General features: G+C 70.7%; 20 protein-coding genes. 10 read left to right on the top strand and 10 right to left on the bottom strand.

Features of this window, described 5'->3' with window-relative positions; genetic code table 11:
* Positions 1 to 3: 3 nt before the first annotated feature.
* Together IPM43_11740 and IPM43_11735 are read left to right on the top strand one after the other, a co-directional pair.
* Positions 4 to 1143, top strand: coding sequence for a phosphoserine transaminase (locus IPM43_11740; protein ID QQS24084.1), 1140 nt, complete (start codon positions 4 to 6; stop codon positions 1141 to 1143).
* A gap of 4 nt (positions 1144 to 1147) precedes the next feature.
* Entirely contained in the window at positions 1148 to 2044 is an 897-nt protein-coding gene (locus tag IPM43_11735; protein ID QQS24083.1) for a PAC2 family protein, read from the top strand.
* A gap of 138 nt (positions 2045 to 2182) precedes the next feature.
* On the opposite strand, the gene IPM43_11730 is transcribed toward IPM43_11735, so the two are convergent.
* From IPM43_11730 to IPM43_11710, 5 genes are all read right to left on the bottom strand, one after another.
* Positions 2183 to 3496: a bifunctional o-acetylhomoserine/o-acetylserine sulfhydrylase gene (locus tag IPM43_11730; protein QQS24082.1), complete on the bottom strand. Its 1314-nt coding sequence runs from the start codon at positions 3494 to 3496 to the stop codon at positions 2183 to 2185.
* Positions 3497 to 3579: 83 nt separating this feature from the next.
* Positions 3580 to 4608: a ketol-acid reductoisomerase gene (ilvC, locus tag IPM43_11725; protein ID QQS24081.1), complete on the bottom strand. Its 1029-nt coding sequence runs from the start codon at positions 4606 to 4608 to the stop codon at positions 3580 to 3582.
* A complete protein-coding gene (gene ilvN / locus IPM43_11720; protein ID QQS24080.1) occupies positions 4608 to 5159 on the bottom strand; it encodes an acetolactate synthase small subunit in 552 nt (183 codons plus the stop codon). Before ilvN ends, ilvC begins: the two co-directional genes overlap by 1 nt.
* Complete coding sequence (locus tag IPM43_11715) at positions 5156 to 6904, bottom strand: acetolactate synthase large subunit (protein QQS24079.1); 1749 nt, start codon at positions 6902 to 6904, stop codon at positions 5156 to 5158. The genes ilvN and IPM43_11715 overlap by 4 nt, the downstream gene beginning before the upstream one ends.
* 192 nt (positions 6905 to 7096) lie before the next feature.
* Positions 7097 to 7939, bottom strand: coding sequence for a bifunctional 5,10-methylenetetrahydrofolate dehydrogenase/5,10-methenyltetrahydrofolate cyclohydrolase (locus IPM43_11710; protein QQS24078.1), 843 nt, complete (start codon positions 7937 to 7939; stop codon positions 7097 to 7099).
* Between the two features lie 122 nt (positions 7940 to 8061).
* Here IPM43_11710 and IPM43_11705 point away from each other — a divergent pair, with 122 nt between their 5' ends.
* Together IPM43_11705 and IPM43_11700 are read left to right on the top strand one after the other, a co-directional pair.
* Positions 8062 to 9390: an inositol-3-phosphate synthase gene (locus IPM43_11705; GenBank protein ID QQS24077.1), complete on the top strand. Its 1329-nt coding sequence runs from the start codon at positions 8062 to 8064 to the stop codon at positions 9388 to 9390.
* The gene (locus IPM43_11700) at positions 9390 to 9803 is read left to right on the top strand and encodes a DUF3054 domain-containing protein (protein ID QQS24076.1); all 414 of its coding nucleotides are present in this window, start codon (positions 9390 to 9392) and stop codon (positions 9801 to 9803) included. Before IPM43_11705 ends, IPM43_11700 begins: the two co-directional genes overlap by 1 nt.
* Positions 9804 to 9890: 87 nt before the next feature.
* On the opposite strand, the gene ilvD is transcribed toward IPM43_11700, so the two are convergent.
* Both ilvD and IPM43_11690 read right to left on the bottom strand, forming a co-directional pair.
* Positions 9891 to 11609, bottom strand: a complete 1719-nt coding sequence (gene ilvD / locus IPM43_11695) for a dihydroxy-acid dehydratase (protein ID QQS24075.1) — start codon at positions 11607 to 11609, stop codon at positions 9891 to 9893.
* An 11-nt stretch (positions 11610 to 11620) separates the two neighbouring features.
* Complete coding sequence (locus IPM43_11690; GenBank protein ID QQS24074.1) at positions 11621 to 12886, bottom strand: MFS transporter; 1266 nt, start codon at positions 12884 to 12886, stop codon at positions 11621 to 11623.
* A gap of 174 nt (positions 12887 to 13060) precedes the next feature.
* On the opposite strand from IPM43_11690, the gene IPM43_11685 reads away from it, so the two are divergent.
* From IPM43_11685 to IPM43_11660, 6 genes are read left to right on the top strand one after another with little or no spacing between them, the layout of a single operon-like run.
* On the top strand, positions 13061 to 13978 hold the full coding sequence (locus tag IPM43_11685; GenBank protein ID QQS24073.1) for an SDR family oxidoreductase: 918 nt from the start codon (positions 13061 to 13063) through the stop codon (positions 13976 to 13978).
* A 52-nt stretch (positions 13979 to 14030) separates the two neighbouring features.
* Positions 14031 to 15200 (top strand): acyl-CoA dehydrogenase family protein, encoded by a 1170-nt coding sequence (locus IPM43_11680; GenBank protein ID QQS26445.1) that lies wholly within the window; start codon positions 14031 to 14033, stop codon positions 15198 to 15200.
* Positions 15197 to 15961, top strand: coding sequence for an SDR family oxidoreductase (locus IPM43_11675; GenBank protein ID QQS24072.1), 765 nt, complete (start codon positions 15197 to 15199; stop codon positions 15959 to 15961). Before IPM43_11680 ends, IPM43_11675 begins: the two co-directional genes overlap by 4 nt.
* Before the next feature lie 50 nt (positions 15962 to 16011).
* Entirely contained in the window at positions 16012 to 16752 is a 741-nt protein-coding gene (locus IPM43_11670) for an enoyl-CoA hydratase/isomerase family protein (GenBank protein ID QQS24071.1), read from the top strand.
* A 43-nt stretch (positions 16753 to 16795) separates the two neighbouring features.
* A complete protein-coding gene (gene folE, locus IPM43_11665) occupies positions 16796 to 17473 on the top strand; it encodes a GTP cyclohydrolase I FolE (protein ID QQS24070.1) in 678 nt (225 codons plus the stop codon).
* 2 nt (positions 17474 to 17475) lie between these two features.
* On the top strand, positions 17476 to 18030 hold the full coding sequence (locus IPM43_11660; protein QQS24069.1) for an NUDIX domain-containing protein: 555 nt from the start codon (positions 17476 to 17478) through the stop codon (positions 18028 to 18030).
* Here IPM43_11660 and amrA read toward each other — a convergent pair.
* Genes amrA through amrS form a run of 3 tightly spaced genes read right to left on the bottom strand, consistent with a single transcriptional unit; the run spans position 18011 to position 20564 of the window.
* Positions 18011 to 18637, bottom strand: coding sequence for an AmmeMemoRadiSam system protein A (gene amrA, locus IPM43_11655; GenBank protein QQS24068.1), 627 nt, complete (start codon positions 18635 to 18637; stop codon positions 18011 to 18013). The two genes, IPM43_11660 and amrA, sit on opposite strands and share 20 nt — an antisense overlap.
* A complete protein-coding gene (gene amrB / locus IPM43_11650; protein ID QQS26444.1) occupies positions 18634 to 19443 on the bottom strand; it encodes an AmmeMemoRadiSam system protein B in 810 nt (269 codons plus the stop codon). Before amrB ends, amrA begins: the two co-directional genes overlap by 4 nt.
* Before the next feature lie 11 nt (positions 19444 to 19454).
* Positions 19455 to 20564 (bottom strand): AmmeMemoRadiSam system radical SAM enzyme, encoded by a 1110-nt coding sequence (amrS, locus tag IPM43_11645; protein QQS24067.1) that lies wholly within the window; start codon positions 20562 to 20564, stop codon positions 19455 to 19457.
* Between the last annotated feature and the right edge of the window lie 13 nt (positions 20565 to 20577).

Below are 20577 nucleotides of genomic sequence, written 5' to 3'. Positions count from 1 at the left end.
CTCGTGGACCCCCTCACGATCCGTCTCCCGCGCGAGCTGCTGCCTGCCGACGGCCGCTTCGGCTGTGGGCCGTCCAAGGTGCGCCCCGAGCAGGTGGCCGCGCTGTCGGCCGTCTCCACGACCGTGCTCGGGACGTCGCACCGCCAGGCGCCGGTGAAGTCGCTCGTCGGCTCGGTGCGCGCCGGTCTGCGCGAGCTGTTCGCCCTGCCCGACGGCTGGGAGGTGATGCTCGGCAACGGCGGCTCGACGCTGTTCTGGGACGCGGCCACGTTCGGCCTGATCGAGCGCCGCAGCCAGCACCTGGTGTTCGGCGAGTTCTCCTCGAAGTTCGCCACCGCGGCCGCCGCCGCGCCGCACATCTCCGATCCGGTGGTCGTGGCGAGCGCACCGGGAACCCACCCCGTGGCGGTCGTCGAGCCCGACGTCGACGCATACGCGCTCACCCACAACGAGACGTCGACCGGCGTGATGATGCCCCTCACCCGACCGTCGGGACCCGGCGGTGCCTTGGTGCTCGTCGACGCCACGTCGGCGGCCGGCGGGCTGCTGTGGGACCCGGCACAGGTCGACGTCTACTACTTCGCCCCGCAGAAGTGCTTCGCCTCCGACGGCGGGCTGTGGGTGGCGGCCTGCTCGCCGGCCGCGGTCGAGCGGATCGAACGCCTGGCGGCGAGTGGGCGTTGGGTGCCGGCGTCGCTCGACCTCGGCATCGCGCTGTCCAACAGCCGCGCAGACCAGACCTACAACACGCCGGCGGTGGCGACGCTCGTGATGCTCGACGAGCAGGTGCGGTGGATGCTCGCGAACGGCGGGCTCGCCTGGGCGAACGCCCGCTCGCGCCGATCCTCCGACACCTTGTACGGCTGGGCCGCGGCCCGGTCGTGGGCGAACCCGTTCGTGGCCGAGGCCGCCGAGCGCTCCCAGGTCGTCGGCACGATCGACCTCGCCACCGGCGCGGACGGCGGCGCCGACGCGGGCGAGGTGTGCGCGGCCCTGCGCGCGAACGGCATCGTCGACACCGACAGCTACCGCAAGCTCGGCCGCAACCAACTGCGCATCGGCATGTTCCCCGCGATCGACCCCGACGACGTCGAACGCCTGACCCACTGCATCGACGCCGTCGTCGAGGCGTTGCAGGTCTGAGCGCGTGCAGGTCGACGAGACGCTGCAGTGGACGGGGCCGTCCGCCGCCTTGCACCGCCCGGTGCTGCTCGTCGCCATGAGGGGCTGGTTCGACGTCGGCCAGGCCGCAACTGCGGCCCTCGCCTGGTTGGCGAGCGGCCGGGGCGTCGAGGTTGTCGGCGCGATCGACCCCGACCCGTTCTACGACTTCACTCAGGAGCGCCCCGAGGTCGGCCTCGACGAGGACGGCGAGCGGTACCTGCGCTGGCCGTCGAACGAGCTGGTCGCGATCCGCTTCCCCGACGCGTCACACGACCTCGTGGTGCTGATCGGCACGGAGCCCCACGTGAGGTGGCGCTCGTTCGGCGACTGCGTGGTCACCGCGTACCGGCGCCTCGGGTGCGAGGCCGTCGTCACCGTCGGCGCGGCGGCGGAGCCGATCCCCCACACGCGCGAGCCGACCGTCGTCGGCAGCACCACCGACGAGTCGCTTGCGCGGAGCCTCGGCCTGCAGCGTCCCACCTACCAGGGGATCACCGGTATCGCCGGGGTGCTACAGGAGCGGTTCGAGCGTGAGGGCCTGCCAGCGGTGTCGCTGCGCGTCGGCGTCCCCCACTACCTGGCGTCGACCAAGCACCCCCAGTCGGCAGCTGCACTGTTGCGCCGCCTGGAACAGGTGCTCGGCGTCCCTACCCGCCACAGCGAGCTGGCCGGGGAGATCGCCCGCTGGCGCACCCTCCACGACGCCGCGGTCGAAGCCGACGACGGGGCCCGGGCGTTCGTGCGGATGCTCGAGATCGAGTACGACCGCCGCCGCCCCGACGAGACGCTGCCCTCCGGCGACGACCTCGCGGCAGAGTTCGAGCGCTACCTCCGCGACCGCCGCGAAGACGACCCCCCCAACCCCGACCCCAACTCGTAGCTTCCGCAGCTTCCGCGCCAATCTGTCAACGGAAGTGCGCGAGCCGCAGGTTCGTTGACAGATTGGCGCGATACCTGCGGTTTCGCGCCGAGTAGCTGTGGGTGGGCGGGCGACCGCGCAGCGTGCGTCAGCGCCGGGTCAGGCTTTGGCGGCCTGGAAGCCCACTTCCAAGTCGGCGAGGATGTCGTCGATCGCCTCGAGGCCGACCGACAGCCGCACCAGGCCCGGGTACACCCCGGTAGCAGCCTGCTCTTCCTCGGTGAGCTGGCTGTGGGTGGTCGAGGCGGGGTGGATCACGAGGCTGCGCACGTCGCCGATGTTCGCCACGTGGCTGTGCAGCTCGAGTGCGTCGGTGAACCGCTGGCCGGCCTCACGCCCGCCGCGGATGACGAACGCGAGCACCGAGCCGAAGCCTTTGCCCCGGAAGTACCGCTTCGCCCGATCGTGCCACGGGCTCGATTCCAGGCCCGGGTAGAAGATCTGTTCGACCTCGTCGCGGCCTTCCAGGAACCGAGCCACCTTGTACGCGTTCTCCCAGTGCCGGTCCATGCGCAGCGACAGCGTCTGGAGACCCTGCAGGAACAACCAGGCGTTGAACGGCGATACCGCCATGCCGAGGTCACGCAGCAACTGCACCCTGGCCTTCAGAATGAACGATCCCGGGCCGAGGGCCGGCCAGTACGGGAGCCCGTGGTAGCTCGGGTCGGGCTCGGTGAAGTTCGCGAAGCGCCCCGAGGCGGCGAAGTCGAAGGTGCCGCCGTCGGTGATCGACCCGCCGATCGAGCTGCCGTGGCCGCCGATGAACTTGGTGAGGGAGTGCACGACGATGTCTGCCCCCCACTCCAGCGGGCGGATGCCGTAGGGAGTGGGAACAGTGTTGTCGATGATCAGCGGGATCCCGTCCTCGTGGGCGACGGAGGCCACGCCTTCGATGTCGAAGATGTCGTTCTTCGGGTTGGCGAGGGTCTCACCGAAGAACGCCTTCGTGTTCGGGCGCACCGCGCTCTTCCACTGACCTAGGTCGTCGGGGTCGTCGACGAAGTCCACGGCGATCCCGAGCTTGGGCAGCGTGTAGTGGAACAGGTTGTAGGTGCCCCCGTACAGAGACGGCGAGGCCACGATGTGGTCACCGGCCTCGGCCAGGGTGAGCAGGGCAAGGAGCTCGGCCGACTGCCCAGAGGAGACGACGAGCGTCCCCGGCAGCCCGATCGCGGTGGTGACCCCGCCCTCCAACGAGTTGAGCCGGGCCTCGAGCGCACCCTGAGTGGGATTCATGATGCGCGTGTAGATGTTGCCGACCTCGGCGAGGGCGAACAGGTTGGCGGCGTGGGCCGAGTCGCGGAACTCGTAGCTCGTCGTCTGGTAGATCGGCGTCGTCCGCGCGCCGGTGGCCGGATCCGGCTCACCGCCCACGTGGATCTGGCGGGTCTCGAAACCCCACTCGTTCGACACAACGGCTCCCCTCGCTTCGACGACGAGGGATCAAACTAGCCACCTATTCCCGACTGAGCAAGTCGGGATTAATCGGTCGGAGATCAGCCCCCGGAGGCGTCGGCGACCTTGGTCTTGCCGGCGGAGATCCACGGCATCATCGAACGCAGCCGCCCACCGACGGCCTCGATCGGATGATCCTTGCCGCGCTGTTGCAGCCGGTGGTAGTTGTCGCGACCCGACTCGCTCTCGGCGATCCACTCGTCGGCGAACTGGCCGCTGCGGATCTCATCGAGGATCCTGCGCATCTCGGCCTTGGTCTCGTCGGTGATGATCCGCGGCCCGCGGGTGAGGTCGCCGTACTCGGCGGTGTCGGAGATCGAGTACCGCATGCCGGCAATGCCCTCTTCGTACATCAGGTCGACGATCAGCTTCACCTCGTGGAGGCACTCGAAGTACGCCATCTCCGGCGCGTATCCGGCCTCGGTCAGCGTCTCGAACCCGGCCTGCACGAGCGCGGTCAGCCCGCCGCAGAGCACCACCTGCTCACCGAACAGGTCGGTCTCGGTCTCCTCCGGGAACGTGGTCTCGATCACTCCGGCCCGGCTGCCGCCGATCGCGTCGGCGTAGGACATCGCCACCGCCTTCGCCTGGCCCGTGGCGTCCTGGGCAACGGCGATCAGCGCCGGCACGCCGCCACCTTCTGTGTACGTGCGCCGCACGAGGTGCCCGGGGCCTTTGGGGGCGATCATGATCACGTCGCAGCCCGCCGGCGGGGCGATCCGCCCGAAGCGCACGTTGAACCCGTGCGCGAACGCGAGCGCCTTGCCGGGGGTCATGTGCGCGGCGATGTGTTCGTCGTAGATGCGCTTCTGCTCGGTGTCGGGGGCGAGGATCATGATCACGTCGGCGTACGCGGCGGCGTCGTCGATCGACATCACGCGCAGACCCTGCGCGGCGGCCTTCGCAACCGACGACGAACCCTCCCGCAGGCCGACGACCACGTCGACTCCGGAATCCTTCAGGTTCAGCGCGTGCGCGTGCCCCTGCGACCCGTAGCCGACGATGGCGACCTTGCGGGAACGGATCAGCGAGGGATCCGCGTCGTTCTCGTAGTACACGTTGGCTGCCATCAGCCTGCCTTTCCCTTGACGGCGCGCAAGCGCGCCTCACGATCGAGCTTGGGCAGCGCCACCCGACCGGTGCGCTGCAACTCCACGATGCCATAGCCGCGCACCAGTTCCTCGAAGTCGTCGAGCTTGTCGGGGTGCCCCTCGAGCGACACGGTCAGCGCGTCGACGCCGACGGCGAGGATCTTGCCCTCGAAGATCGTCGTCAGCTCGACCACCTGCCCGCGCTCCTCGGGGGGCACGCGCACGGTGGCCAGCAGCAGTTCACGCTCCACGGAGCGCCGCGGGTCGAGCTCGGAGATCTTCACCACGTCGATCAGCTTGAAGAGCTGCTTGACGATCTGTTCGAGCGGGGTGGACTCGACGTCGACGACGATGGTGATCCGTGACTGGTCCGCGTTCTCGGTCGGCGCGACGGCGAGCGAGAAGATGTTGTAGCCGCGTCGGGCGAACAGCGACGCCACCCGCGCCAGGACGCCAGGGCGGTTCTGCACCAGCACCGACAAGATGTGGTGTGTCGGCGAGTGCCCGCCGAAGGGGTTGACAGCGGTCATCTCAACAGCTCCTTGCGGTCCATCTGTGATCCATGAAGGATCAGATCGTCGTTCGACTGGCCGGCGGGCACCATCGGGAACACCTTCTCTCGGGCGTCGACGCGGAAGTCGACCACCACCGAGCGGTCGTCGATCGAGTTCGCCTTCTCTATCGCGGGGGCCACCTCTTCGGGGCTCTCCACCCGGATCCCGACGCAGCCCATCGACTCCGCCCACTTCACGAAGTCGGGCACGTCCGGGGAGAGGTAGACCTCGCTGTAGCGCTCCTCGTAGAACAGCTCCTGCCATTGGCGCACCATGCCGAGGTACGAGTTGTTCAAGATCGCGACCTTGACCGGGATGCGCTCCACGGTCGCGGTGACGAGCTCCTGCGCCGTCATCTGGAAGCAGCCGTCGCCATCGACGGCCCAGACGGTGCGCTCGGGGCGGCCCACCTTGGCGCCGATCGCGGCCGGCACCGCGAAGCCCATCGTGCCGAGGCCACCGGAGTTGACCCACGTGTACGGCTCGTCGAAGCGCCAGAACTGCGACGCCCACATCTGGTGCTGGCCGACGCCGGAGACGAGGATCGTCCCCTCCGGCGCGCCGTCGCGCAGCTGCTCCAGGCAGAACTGGGGCTTCAGTGCGTCGCCCGGCTCGCTCTCGTCGTAAGTGAGCGGGAACTGCTCACGCCAGCCGGAGAGCCTGCTCTTCCACGCGGACGTGTCCGCCTGAGCGGCCCCGCCGGCGAGCATGTCCTTCATCGCCCGGACGATCTCTTCGATCACCAACCGGGCGTCACCGACGATCGGCACGTCGGGGCGGCGCACCTTGCCCTGCTCCGCGGGGTCGATGTCGACGTGGATCACCTTCGCGTCGGGGGCGAACGTGGCCACCTTGCCGGTGATCCGGTCGTCGAAGCGGGCACCGAGCGTGATCAACAGGTCGCTCTTCTGCATCGCCGTCACCGCCGTGGCGTTGCCGTGCATGCCGGGCATGCCGAGGCAGAGCGGGTGGTCGTCGGGAAGCACGCCGCGGGCCATCAGTGTGGTCACCACATGGATGTCGCCGAGCTCGGCCAGCTCACGCAACGCGTCGGCGGCTCGCGCTTTCAAGATGCCGCCGCCGGCGTAGATGACGGGGCGCTCGGCGGCGAGGATCATGCGCGCCGCCTCCTTCACCATCCGCGGGTGGCCCTTCGTCGTCGGCCGGTAGCCGGGCAGGCTGGAGGCGACGTCGTCGTCGGTCGGCCAGTTCCACGTCATCTGGTTCTGCAAGACGTCCTTCGGCACGTCGACCAGCACCGGGCCGGGGCGTCCGGTGGTGGCGATGTGGAACGCCTGACGGATGACGAGCGGCAGGTCGTCGCCCGACATCACCAGCTCGTTGTGCTTGGTCACCGACCGGGTGATGCCGACGGTGTCGCACTCCTGGAACGCGTCGGTGCCGATCGCCGCGGTGCCCACCTGGCCGGTGATGCACACCATCGGGACCGAGTCCATGTACGCATCCATCAGCGGCGTCACCATGTTGGTCGCCGCCGGGCCGGAGGTGACCATCGCCACCCCTGGGCGGCCGGTGACGTGCGCGTAGCCCTCGGCCATGTGCCCCGCGCCCTGCTCGTGACGCACGAGGACGTGGCGGATCGACGAGTCGAGCAGCGGGTCGTACGCCGGCAGGATGCAGCCGCCGGGCAGGCCGAACATGACCTCGACGCCCTCCATCTCGAGCGCTCGGATCAGGGCTTGGGCCCCGGTGATCTTCATGGGTGGATCTCCTGGTGTGGCGAGGGACAAAGAGCCTGAAAAAGAAGACGACCTCCCGTCGAGGGAGGTCGGGGACGCACGCGGCGAGTGGGGCCGGGTACGTCTTACACGATTACTACGAGCAGGTCGCGGGCGGGCATCGCCGTGCAGTCTGCCAGGGCCGCACGGCTCGGGCAACTCAACCCGGCCGTCTCAGCCAGGGAAGGCACCCTGCAGGCGGGCCGCGGCCAGGGTGTTCTGCAGCAGGCACGCGACCGTCATCGGCCCCGTGCCGCCCGGCATCGGCGTGATCGCCGAAGCGATCGCCTGCACCTCGTCGAACAACACGTCACCCGCGATGCCCGCGTGGGTGCGGGAGACACCGACGTCGATCACCGCCGCACCGGGCTTGACGTGCGCGGCCGTGACCATCCCCGCGTGGCCGGCGGCGGCGACGAGGATGTCGGCCTCGCGGCAGATGGGGACGAGGTCTCCGCTGCGGCTGTGGGCGAGGGTGACGGTGGCGTCGATGCCCTTGCGGGCGAGCAGCACGGCGAGGGGGAGCCCGACGAGGGTCGAGCGCCCGACGATCACCGCCCGCCGGCCCGAGACGGCCACCCCGTAGCGCTCCAGCAGGCGCAGCACGCCGAGGGGGGTGCAGCCGATGTGCCCCGGCGTGCTCCTCATCAGCCGGCCGAGCGAGGCCTCGGTCAGCCCGTCGACGTCCTTGTCGGCAGGGACGAGGCGCAGCACGGCGTCGAAGTCGAGCCCGTCGGGCAGCGGCGCCTGCACGAGGATGCCGTGCACCGCGGGGTCTTCGACGAGCGCTCCGACGACCTGCTCGACCTCGGCCTGGCTCGCCGTGGCCGCCAGCACCTCGCTGCGGCTCTGCATCCCCGCCTTGGCCGCCTGCGCGTGCTTGCTGCGCACGTACCGCTGGCTCGGCGGGTCGTCGCCGACGAGCACCGTCGCGAGGCACACCGGCGGCGAACCGGCCGCAACGACGGTGGCCCGCAGGTCGGCGACGATCTCGTCACGCAACCGGTTGCCGTCCATCAGCACCGCGCCACCGGGGGTACGGGCGAAATCTTCGGCGGGAGCGTCAGCAGACGGGGTGGGGGCCACGGGGCTCGATCGTAGGCGCGGCCCAGCTACCGAGCGCCTAGCCTGTCGACGCCATGACCACCCCGCCCACACCCTCGATCGCGCCGGCCGCAGGCCCCCTCGGAGTCCTGACGGTCGGCCTCGGTGCCGTCGCGTCCACCCTCATCGCCGGTGTCGAGCTGGTCAAGCGGGGCATGGGCAGTCCGATCGGCTCGCTCACGCAGTTGGACACCATCCGCCTCGGCAAGCGCACCGACAACCGCAACCCGCTGGTGAAGGACTTCGTCCCGCTCGCTTCGCTCGACGACATCGTGTGGGGGGCGTGGGACCCGTTCCCCGACGACGCCTACGTCGCCGCCACCCGGGCCGGTGTGCTGGAGGGGCCCAAGCACGTCGAGGCGATCGCCGACACGATGCGCGACATCCGCCCGATGCCCGCCGCGTTCGACCGCGCGTACGTGAAGAACATCGATTCCTCCAACACCAAGGGCGCGATCTCGAAGCGGGCGATGCTCGAAGCGATCCGCGAGGACATCAACGCCTTCCGCGACCGGAACTCGCTGGAACGGGTGGTGATGATCTGGTGCGCCAGCACCGAGATCTTCATCGAGCCCGGGCCGGCGCACATGGACCTCGAGCACTTCGAGGCCGCCATCGACGCGAACGACCCGACGATCGCACCGTCGATGCTCTACGCGTACGCCGCACTGCTGGAAGGCGTCCCCTTCGCGAACGGGGCCCCCAACCTCGCCGTCGACACTCCCGTGCTGCGCCAGTTCGCCACCGAGCACAACATCCCGATCAGCGGCAAGGACTTCAAGACCGGCCAGACGCTGATCAAGACGGTGCTCGCGCCGATGCTGCGGGCACGCCTGCTCGGGCTGTCCGGGTGGTACTCGACGAACATCCTCGGCAACCGCGACGGCGAGGTGCTCGACGACCCGGAGAGCTTCAAGACCAAGGAGGAGTCCAAGCTCGGCGTGCTCGAGCACATCCTCCACCCCGATCAGCACCCCGAGCTCTACGGCAACGTCTTCCACAAGGTGCGCATCAACTACTACCCCCCGCGCGGCGACAACAAGGAGGGGTGGGACAACATCGACATCTTCGGCTGGCTCGGGTACCCGATGCAGATCAAGGTCGACTTCCTCTGCCGCGACTCCATCCTGGCCGCCCCGCTCGCGCTCGACCTGGTGCTCTTTTCCGACCTCGCCCAACGTGCCGGGCTGGGCGGCATCCAGGAGTGGCTGAGCTTCTACTACAAGAGCCCCCAGGTGGCGCCGGGGCTCTATCCCGAACACGACCTGTTCGTGCAGCTCGCCAAGCTGCAGAACACGTTGCGGTGGATGATGGGCGAAGACCAGATCACCCACCTCGGCCGCGAGTACTACGACAACGCCTGATGCGCGGGGCCAACCGAACAGCGGCGCTGGCCGCCCTGGCCGACGTCGCCGCGGTGGTCGTCTTCGTGGCCTTCGGGCGACGCAGCCACGACGAGGCCAACTCCGTCACCGGCATCCTCGGGGTCGCGGCGCCGTTCCTCGTCGGGCTCGTGCTCGGCTGGGCACTCACCCGCGCTGCCCGCAGCCCGCTGGCGGTGACGACCGGGCTGGCCGTATGGGCGGTCACCGTCCCTGCGGGCATGCTGCTGCGCCGCTTCGCGTGGGATCGCAGCACCGCGGCCAGCTTCGTGATCGTCGCCGCGATCGTCCTCGGGGCGCTGCTGGTCGGCTGGCGGGCCATCGCCAATGCCATCGCCGCCCGCCAGCACCACCCCACCACCCGCCATCACCGCCCGACCACCCCCCGCGGCTAACCCCAAACCGCAGCTTCCGCGCCAATCTGTCAACCAAACGGCGCTAGCCGCAGGTTCGTTGACAGATTGGCGCGAGACCTGCGGTTTTTAGACGGGGTTGGTGATCGCGCCCTTGTCGGCGCCTTGGGCCAGCCTCGCGAACTTGGCGAGCACGCCGGTGGTGTAACGGGGCGGGTTCGGCGCCCAGCCCTCGCGGCGGGTGGCCAGCTCGTCGGGGTCGACGAGCAGGTCGAGCGACTTGGACGGCACGTCGATGCGGATGCGATCGCCGTCGCGCACGAACGCGATCGGGCCGGCGTCGACGGCCTCGGGCGCGACGTGGCCGATGCAGAAGCCCCACGTGCCTCCGGAGAAGCGGCCGTCGGTGACGAGCGCGCAGTCCGCCCCCCGGCCGGCGCCCTTCAGCGCCCCGGTGATGGCGAGCATCTCACGCATCCCCGGCCCGCCCTTCGGGCCCTCGTAGCGGATCACGAGCACCGTGTTCGGCTGGATCTCGCCGCCCATGATCGCCGCCATCGCCGGGTCCTCGCCGTCGAACACCCGGGCCTCGCCCTCGAACGTGCGCTGCTCGTGGGTGAGCCCGGCCACCTTCACGACCGCGCCGTCGGGCGCCAGCGAGCCGCGCAGCACGTTGATCCCGCCCTCGGTGTTGATCGGTGCGTCGAGCGGGTGGACGACCACGCCGTCGGCCGCCGGAGGGTCGATCTCGGCGAGGTTCTCGGCGAGCGTCTTGCCAGTGCAGGTGAGCGCGTCGCCGTGCACCAGGCCGGCGTCGAGCAGCAGCTTCATCACCACCGGGACTCCGCCGATGCGGTCGAGGTCGGTCATGTGGAACTTGCCGCCCGGCTTCATGTCGGCGATGTGGGGGACCCGCTCGGCGATGCGGTTGAAGTCGTCGAGCTCCAGCTTCACGCCCGCCTCGTTGGCGATGGCGAGCAGGTGCAGCACGGCATTGGTCGAGCCGCCGAGCGCGTTCGCGAGCGCGATCGCGTTCTCGAACGCCTTCTTGGTGAGGATGTCGCGAGGCCGGATGCCGAGCCGCAGCATCTCGACCACGGCTGCGCCGGCGCGCCGGGCATCGTCCTCGCGGCGGCGGTCGACGGCGGGGGGAGAAGCCGAGCCGGGCAACGACAGCCCGAGCGCCTCGCCGATCGAGCTCATCGTGTTGGCCGTGAACATCCCCCCGCACGCACCCTCACCGGGGCACGCGTTGCGCTCGATCGCGCCGAGCTCTTCTTCGGTGATCGCCCCCGACGCGCAGGCGCCGATCGCCTCGAACACGCTCGTGATGTCGAGCGCCTTGCCGTTCAGGTAGCCGGGCAGGGTGGAGCCGTTGTAGACGAACACCCCCGGCAGGTCGAGCCGGGCGATGGCCATCATCATGCCCGGCATCGACTTGTCGCAGCCGCCCGTCGCCACCAGGCCGTCGAGGCGCTCGCCGTGCATCACCGCCTCGACCGAGTCGGCGATGATCTCGCGGCTGACGAGCGAGGCGCGCATCCCCTCGGTGCCCATCGAGATGCCGTCGGACACGGTGATCGTGCCGAACTCCAGCGCCACTCCCCCGGCGGCGCGCACGCCCTCCTTCGCCGCCGCCGTCAACCGGCGCAGCGACACGTTGCACGGCGTGATCTCGTTCCACGAGGAGGCGATGCCGATCTGGGGCTTGTCCCAGTCGTCGTCGGTCAGCCCGACCGCGCGCAGCATCGCGCGAGCAGCGGCCTTCTGGATGCCGTCGGTGACGTCACGGCTGCGTGGCTTGACGTCGACGGGGGTGGAGGACTCGCCTGCAGGTGTCGCGGCCATGGGCTCGCACGCTAGTGCCGCGCCGGTGCGCCGAGCCCTTCCGCTTCGAGCCACGGGACGGGCTCCTCGTCGAGCGGGGCCGACCAGTCGGGCCTCAGCACCGCCGCGGCAGCCAGGGTGCCTCCGACCACGAGGCCGGCGGCGACCGTCACCTGGCGCAGGCCGACCTGGTCGGCAATCGCGCCCTGCACGATCGAGCTGAGCGGGTACAGCACGCCGAGGATGGTGTTGCTGACCGCCAGCAGCCGGCCGCGGAGCGCCGCGGGGGCGCGGGTCTGCACGATCGCCGTGAACGAGGCGAAGCAGGTCAGGTACAGCGCGCCCATCAGCACGAGTGCGGCAGTAGACGCGGCGACGCTCGGCGCCAGCCCGTACAGCACGTAAGCCGGGCACAGCATCGCCATCGCCGTGGTCAGCACCCGGCGCGGCCCGAACCGGTGCGTCAGCGAGCCCATCGCCACACCCGCCGCCACCGCACCGACGCCCTGGCCGGTGACCATGATCGAGTTGGCGACCTCGTCGCCGCCGAGCACGTTCTTCGCCATCTGCGGCACGAAGGCGATGAACGGCGAGGTGATCCCGACGATGAGGATCTGCGCGAGGAACATCGTCCGCAGCCCCGGCTCGGTGAAGCCGACGCGGAACCCCTCCTTGATCGACGCCAGCACCTTCTGCGCCGCGCGCCGCTCCGGAGGGTGGCGGGGGCCGAGCCAGACGGCGACCACGACGGCGAAGAAGCTGACCGCGTTCACGTACAGCGCCAGCTCGATGCCCCCGACGGCGATCGCGATCGCGGCGGCCAGCGGGCCGATGATCCGACCGAGGTTCCACTGCACCGCGAACAGGCTCGTGGCCGCGACGAGCTGCTCTTCGGGCACCAGCTCGGGCACGCTCGCCTGGAACGCTGGGAAGCCGACGGCGTTCGCGACGCCGGTGAGGAGAGCGAGCAGCGTGATCACCCCCGGGCCGGCCCAGCCGTCGGCGACGCCGTACGCGAGCACGGCGGCGATCGCCGCCTGTGACAGCGCCACCGCCATCATCACGTGCTTCTTCGGCAGGCGGTCCGCCCATACGCCCCCGACCGGGCCGAGCACCGCGATCGGCGCGAAGCCGGCCACCGCCACGAGCGCCGACCAGGTGTTGCGCCCGGTCAGGTCGGCGACGTAGTAGCCGAGGGCGACCGTCTCCATCCACGTGCCGACGTTCGACACGAACGCCCCGAACCAGCGCAGCCGGAAGTCGCGGAAGCGGAACGGGGCGAGAGCACGGCTGGACATGGTGGTGTCCAGCGACCCTACCGAGACCTGCTCTCCCGGGACTTCGCAAATGCACCTGCGGCCTGGCGGCGGTCGGTACCGGCCGTGCTACCGTCCACGATCTGACGCGGCGTCAGATTCCGACGTTGACGCCCAACGGCTTCGCGCAGCAGTCGTGCGCGGGAGGGATGAGACGTGGCTCGGTTCCTGCAGGACAAGGTCGTCGCGATCACCGGGGCAGGGAGGGGCATCGGGCGCTGCATCGCGCTGGACGCCGCCGCCGCGGGAGCGAAGGTGGTCGTCGCCGACTACGGCGTCGGCATGGACGGCTCGGAGCCGTCGAGCGAGATCGCCGACGGCGTCGTCGCCGAGATCACCGCCGCCGGCGGCGAAGCCGTCGCCGTCGCGAGCGACGTCTCGACGATGGACGGCGGGGCGGCGGTGGTGCAGGCGGCGATCGACAACTGGGGCCGCATCGACGGCGCGGTGTGCGTCGCCGGCATCCTGCGCGAGCGGATGCTGTTCAACATGAGCGAGGATGAGTTCGACGCGGTCGTCCGCGTGCATCTGAAGGGCACGTTCACGGTGTACCGCGCGGCAGCGGCCGTGATGCGCAAGCAGGAAGGCGGCGGCTCGCTGATCGGGTTCACGTCGGGGGTGTGGGCGCTCGGCTCCACCGCGCAGGCGAACTACTCGGCGGCCAAGGGCGGCATCGTGTCGCTCACCTACTCCGCCGCGCTCGGCCTCGAGCGCTACGGCGTGCGCGCCAACTGCATCGCACCCGTGGCCCGCACCAGGATGAGCGCGAACGTGCCGATGGACCTCGCGGAGATCGGCGACGCCGAGGACGTGGCGCCGATGGCGGTGTTCCTGTTGAGCGACGCCGCCCGTGACGTGACCGGGCAGGTGTACACCGTCGTCGGCGACAAGATCGCGGTGTGGAGCCAGCCGGCGGAGCAGCGCGAGATGCACGCCGGCCACCGCTGGACGCCCGAGGAGATCGCCACCCGGCTGCCCGGCGAGGTCGGGGTCGAGAAGCTGCCCTTCTTGGAGAAGGTGCAAGAGATGCGCGAGGCCGCCGCGAGGGCCGCCGAGAAGCAGGCCAACGCCTGAGCGGCCGCAGCGGAGGACGAACGGCCCCGTGACCGGCACCGATGCCGTATCCATCGCCTCGCTCGGCGACGACGGCGAGGCGTTCCGCGCGCTCGCCCGCGACTGGCTGAAGAGCCACGTCGTCGGCGAGTTCGCCGAGCTGCGCGGGCGCGGCGGACCGGGCGACGAGGACGTCGGCTTCGACGTCCGCGTCGAGTGGGAGCGCCTCCTCGGCGCAGCAGGCTGGATCGGGCTCGGCTGGCCGACCGAGCACGGCGGCCAGGCGGCGACGCTCGCCCAGCAGATCATCTGGGCCGAGGAGTACACGAGGGCCGAGGCGCCGGCGCGCGTGAACCACATGGGCGAGAACCTGCTCGCGCCGACGCTCATCGAGTACGGCACGCCCGAGCAGTGCGCGCGCTTCCTGCCCGGCATCCGCCGCGGCGAGGTGCGGTGGTGCCAGGGCTACAGCGAGCCGAACGCGGGCAGCGACCTCGCCAACGTGCAGACGAAGGCGGTGCTCGACGGTGACTCGTGGGTGGTGAACGGCCAGAAGGTGTGGACCTCGCTCGCCCACGTCAGCCACTGGTGCTTCGTGGTCGCCCGCACCGAACCGGGGTCACAGCGCCACCGGGGGCTCACCTTCTTGCTGGTCCCGATGGACCAGCCCGGCGTCGAGGTGCGCCCGATCGAGCAGATCACCGGAGGCGGCGAGTTCAACGAGACGTTCTTCACCGACGCCCGCACCGAGCGCTCGCTCACCGTCGGTGCTCCCGGCGAGGGCTGGAAGGTGGCGATGGGCCTGCTCGGGTTCGAGCGCGGCATCTCGACGCTCGCCCAGCAGGTGGGTTTCGAGCGTGAGCTGCGCACGACGATCGACCTCGCCCGCGACCACGGGTGCGGTGCCGACCCCGTCATGCGCCAGCGGCTCGTCGGTGCCTACACCGGGTTGCAGCTCATGCGCTGGAACGCGCTCCGCTCGATGTCTGGCAAAGGCGTGCCCGGGCCGGAGGCGAGCATCTCGAAGCTGTTCTGGGGCACCTGGCACCGCGACCTCGGCGAGCTGATGATCGACGTGATCGGCCCGTACGGGCTGATCGCCGAGGATTTCCCCTACGAGCTCACGCTGGAGCAGAAGCTGTTCTTGTTCACCCGTTCCGACACGATCTACGGCGGGTCGAACGAGATCCAGCGCAACGTGCTCGGCGAGCGCGTGCTCGGCCTGCCGAAGGAGCCCTCATGACCACCGTGCCCCCCAAGTACGTCGCCGGCCACGGCCTGCTCGCCGGCAAGGGAGTGCTCGTCACCGCCGCCGCGGGCAGTGGCATCGGCTCGGCCACAGCGCGCAAGTGCCTCGAAGAGGGCGCCCGAGTGGTGATCAGCGATCGCCACGAGCGGCGCCTCGCCGAGACCGCCGCCGAGCTGGGGATCACCGGCGTGCCCGGCGACGTCACCGACGAGGCGAGCGTGCAGGCACTCGTGGCCGCCGCGGCAGCCGAGCTGGGGGGCATCGACGTGTTCGTCAACAACGCCGGCCTCGGCGGCACCGCCGAGTTGCACGAGATGACCGACGAGCAGTGGTCCGTGGTGCTCGACGTGACGCTCAACGGTACGTTCCGCTGCACGCGCGCCGCGCTGAACCACATGTACGAGCGCGGTTCGGGTGTGATCGTGAACAACGCCTCGGTGCTCGGTTGGCGGGCACAGGCGGGCCAGGCGCACTACGCCGCGGCCAAGGCGGGGGTGATGGCGCTCACCCGCTGCGCGGCGATCGAAGCCGCGCGCCGCGGCGTGCGGGTGAATGCCGTCGCCCCGTCGCTCGCCATGCACGCCAACCTGGCGAAGGTGACGAGCGACGAGCTGCTCGCCGAGCTCACCGAGCGCGAGGCGTACGGGCGGTACGCAGAACCCTGGGAGATCGCGAACGTGATCGTCTTCTTGGCGAGCGACTACTCGTCGTACATGACCGGCGAGGTCGTCGCGGTCAGCTCCCAGCACCCGTGACGTCGGCGCGCGCCCGACGGCGCCCGCCCGGCGCGAACTAGGTTGCCGGCGTGCCGATCCACGTCGCCGACCACGGTGCCGTCCGCCTGCTCACCCTCGATCGACCGGAACGCAAGAACGCACTCGACCAGGCCCACTACCGCGCGCTCAGCGCCATGCTGGCCGGCGCCGCCGCGGACGACGCGGTGCACGTCGCCGTGCTCACCGGCGCCGGCGACGTCTTCTGTGCCGGCCAGGACCTGCAGGAGATGGCTCGGCTCGCGGCCGGCGAGACGCTCGACGACGGCCCCGCGGACGGCTTTCCCCTCCTGCTCGACCAGCTCGTCACGTTTCCGAAGCCGCTGATCGCCGCCGTCAACGGTGCCGGTGCAGGGGCCGGGATGACCTTGTTGCTGCACTGCGACATCGTTTTCGTCGCCGACCGCGCCCGGCTGCGGGTGCCGTTCGCCGAGCTCGGAGTGCCACCGGAGGCCGCGAGCAGCGCCTTGCTCGCCGACCGCGTCGGCTGGCAGCGTGCCGCCGAGCTGCTGTTCACGGCGCGCTGGGTGAGCGCACCCGAAGCCGTCACGATCGGCCTCGCGCTCGCTTGCCTGCCCACGGCCGAGCTGCTCGGCGAGGCGATGGCGCTCGCGCGCGAGATCGCCGGGCAGAACCCGTCGGCCACCCGGGTGGCGAAGGAGCTGATGCTGGCATCACGTGCCGAGCGCACCAGCGCCGCCCGCCAACGCGAGGACGCGCAGTTCGCCGCGCTGTTCCGGCGCGGGCCGCAGGCCGCGCCAGGCGACGTGTGACCGGTGTCGCCCGCGGGTACCACCTGTCGACGACAGGATTGAGATGCCAGGAGCCCCAGTGAACGAACCGGCCGATCCGACCACCTCCACCAAGCCCACGACCACGTCCACGACCACGTCCACGACCGCGTCTTCGACCGTGGCAGTAGCGCGCGGGGTCGACCACGAGCGGGCGGCCAGGGCGGTGCGCGAGCTGATCGAAGCGATCGGCGAGGATCCCGACCGCGAGGGCCTCGTCGACACCCCGGCGCGCGTGGCCCGCATGTGGGCCGAGATGCTGTCCGGGCATTTCACGGACCCCGACGAGCACCTCAGCCGCACGTTCGAGATCGAGCACGACGAGATGGTGATGGTGCGTGACATCGAGTTCTCGTCGATGTGCGAGCACCACATGCTGCCGTTCTCCGGCCGGGCCCATATCGCCTACCTGCCCGGCACCACCGGCCGGTTCACCGGACTCTCCAAGCTGGCTCGCCTCGTCGAGGGCTACGCGCGCCGGCTGCAGGTGCAGGAGCGCCTGACGAGCCAGCTCGCGGACGCGATGGTCGACATGCTCGACCCCGCAGGGGTGCTCGTGGTGGTCGAGGCCGAGCACAGCTGCATGGCGCTGCGGGGCATCCGCAAGCTCGGATCGCTCACCGTCACCACCGCGGTGCGCGGCATATACCGCACCGATCCCGCCGCCCGGGCCGAGGTGATGGGCTTCGTCAGCGGTCGCTGACGATGGGCTTCCCGCACCCGACGATCGACGTGCCCGGGCACCACCCCGGGCTGGCCGCCGAGCTGAGCGGTCTCCATGCCGACCCCGACGGCCTCGGGGCCGCGCTGGTCGCCGCCTGCCACGGCGCCGAAGCGACCCCGGGTCACGTGTGCGCCACGGCGTGGGTGTTCTCGACCGACCGCAGCGAGATGCTGCTGGTGCGCCACCGCCGGCTCGGCTGGGCCACGCCGGGGGGACATGTGCACATCGGCGAGTCGACCCGTGCAGGGGCGCTGCGCGAGCTGCACGAGGAGACCGCCCTGACCGCCGGCGACGTCCGCCCGCTGCTCCCCGACCCCGGTCCGGCGATCGTCCACGTCACCGACGTCGCCGCGCCCGGCGAGCCCGCGCACCGGCACTGGAACGTCGGCTGGTGCTTCACCGCCGACAGCAGCCTCGGCCTGTCGGCGGGCCATGGGGCGCGCTGGTTCGCCGTCGACGACCTGCCCGACGACGCGCCCGACGACCTGCGTCCGGTGACGGCAGTGCTGCTGACGCTCAACCCGAGCGAGGGCTGAGGACACCACGGCGCTCGCTGCTCGTCGCGGTGTACACGCGCACCTCGATGCCGGGCGGCCACGCCCCGGAGCGCAAGCCGGCCTTCTCCCACAACACCGCGCAGAACTCGACGGGATCGGGCAGCTGCTCCCACACGGAAGGCAACAAGGTGGCCCGACGCCCGGGCGCTTCGACGATCACGCCGTGCACGCCGGGCTCGAGCACCGCGAGCAGCTCGGCGTGACCGCCCACCGCGAGCGTCCTCTGCTCGCCGATCACGGTGACCTCCACCTCCAGCTCGTCCAGCTCGGCGGCGCGCACCGGGGCGAACCGCGGATCGCGCGACGCGGCAGCGCCTGCGCGCTCGACCACCTCGTCTGCCAGCGCTCGGCTCGCGGACAGCCCACCGACGCATCCCCGCAACCGCCCTTCGACGCGCAGCGTGACGAAGGCCGCCCTCGGTTCGCCGAGGGCGGGGTCGAGCGGTGCCGGCGGTGTCCAGCACTCGCCGGTGACCTCGGCCACCACCGCCGCGGCCGCCAGCTCGGCGAGTGCGTCGAGCGCGTCCAGCTGCGGTTGGCCGAGCTCAGCCGGGACCGCCGAAGGTGGACCGGCGTGTGTGGTCACGAACGGACGATCGCGAACGCGCCGTAGCCGACGACCCGCTCCGGGTCGCCGGCACTGTCCGCCGACGTGCCGGCGGCGAGCCTGCGCACCCTTGCCCCCGAAGCGGAGGCGAGCGCGAGCAGGCCCCTCAACGGCACCGCCCCGCAAGCGTCGCTCGGCTTGATCGCATCTGCGTCGGCGGCGACGATCGCCGCCGCCGTCTGGGCGTCGACAAGCCGCGCGGCGCAGTCGTCTAGATAGTGGCTCAGGTCGGTGCTCACCACGATCACCGTGTGCGGCTGCTCCCATGCCGGGCGCAGCACGTCGGCGACCACCTCTGGCGAGGCACGCCCGGCGACGAGCGGGACGATCCCTACGTCGCCGACGGCTCGCTGCAGGAACGGAAGCTGCACCTCGACGCTGTGCTCGCAGGCATGGGCGCGGTCGTCGACGTGCACGGCGGAGTGCTTCGAGAGCAGGCAGCGCATCTCGGCGTCGACGGCGACGATGCCGAGCGGCGTCGCGAACGCATCGGCACTCGTCGTCGCGATGCCGGCCACGGGCACCCGGTGGGCCGGGCCGACGACGACTACGCGCTCGACCTGCTCGCGAACGGGGCGTAGCAGGCTCCAAGCCGCGGCTGCGATCGCACCCGAGTACACATACCCCGCGTGGGGCACGACGATCGCGAGCGGCGCCTCGGCAAGTGGCGGCTCCTCGGTCGCCGCCGCGGCGTCGAGCAGCCTGTCGACCATCGCCGCCAGGTCCTTCGCGCGTGCCGGGTAGAAGAGCCCGGCCACAGCGCACGGGCGCACGTGATCGGGCACGGGACGCAGCGTCACGGTGCGACCCCGATCACCGGCAGCGGGCCTTGCGCGAGGCGCACCGGCTTGCGACGCGGGCCCCACTCACCAGGTGGCCCGTCGAACACGCCCGGCACCACGGCGCCGCACACCCGGCACGCACCGCCGCCGTCGAGCAGGTACTTCTTCATCAGGTACCAGTCACGCTCGACGACGGTCACCCCGCAGCCGGGGCACACCGTGCTGCCGCCGGGCAGGTCGTGCACGTTGCCGGTGTAGACGTAGCGCAACCCGTTGCCGATCGCGATCGAGCGGGCGCGGGTGAGCGTGCTCGGCGGCGTCGGCGGGACGTCGCGCATCTTCCAGTCGGGGTGGTAGGCGCTGAAGTGCAGGGGGACTTGTGTGCCGAGACGGTCGTGGATCCACGACGTCAGCGCGTGCAACTCGGCATCGCCGTCGTTGTGGCCGGGGATGACGAGGGTGGTGATCTCCACCCAGGTGCCGGTCTCGTGCACCAGGTACTCGAGTGTCTCGAGCACGGGTTGCAGATGCGCGCCTGTCGTGCGTACGTAGAACTCCTCGGTGAACGCCTTCAGGTCGACGTTTGCCGCGTCCATCACCTCGAACAGCTCGCGTCGCGGCTCGTCGCAGATGTACCCGTTGGTGACGGCGACCGTGCGCAGCCCCTCGTCCTGGCAGGCGCGAGCGACGTCGACCGCGTACTCGAGGAAGACGATCGGGTCGTTGTAGGTGAAGGCCACGCTCGCGCACCCGAACTCTCTCGCCGCGCCGGCGATCTGCTCCGGTGACGCCGCGTCGGCGAGGGTGTCGGTCTGCCGGCTCTTCGAGATGTCCCAGTTCTGGCAGTAGCGGCACGCCAGGTTGCAGCCCGCGGTGCCGAACGACAGCACCGAAGAGCCGGGCAGGAAGTGGTTGAGCGGCTTCTTCTCGATGGGGTCGACGCAGAACCCGCTGGAGCGGCCGTACGTGGTGAGCACCACCTGGTCGCTCTCCCGGGCACGGACGAAGCACAGGCCACGCTGACCCTCGTGCAGCTTGCAGGCCCTCGGGCAGACGTCGCACTGCACCCGGCCGTCGTCGAGGAGGTGCCAGTACCTCGTCGGGACCGTGGAGGGCGCGTCCACCCCGTCACTCTCG

Source organism: Actinomycetota bacterium (genome assembly GCA_016700055.1).
Lineage (GTDB): Bacteria > Actinomycetota > Acidimicrobiia > Acidimicrobiales > Ilumatobacteraceae > Kalu-18.
This window is presented reverse-complemented; position numbering and strand designations above follow the sequence as displayed.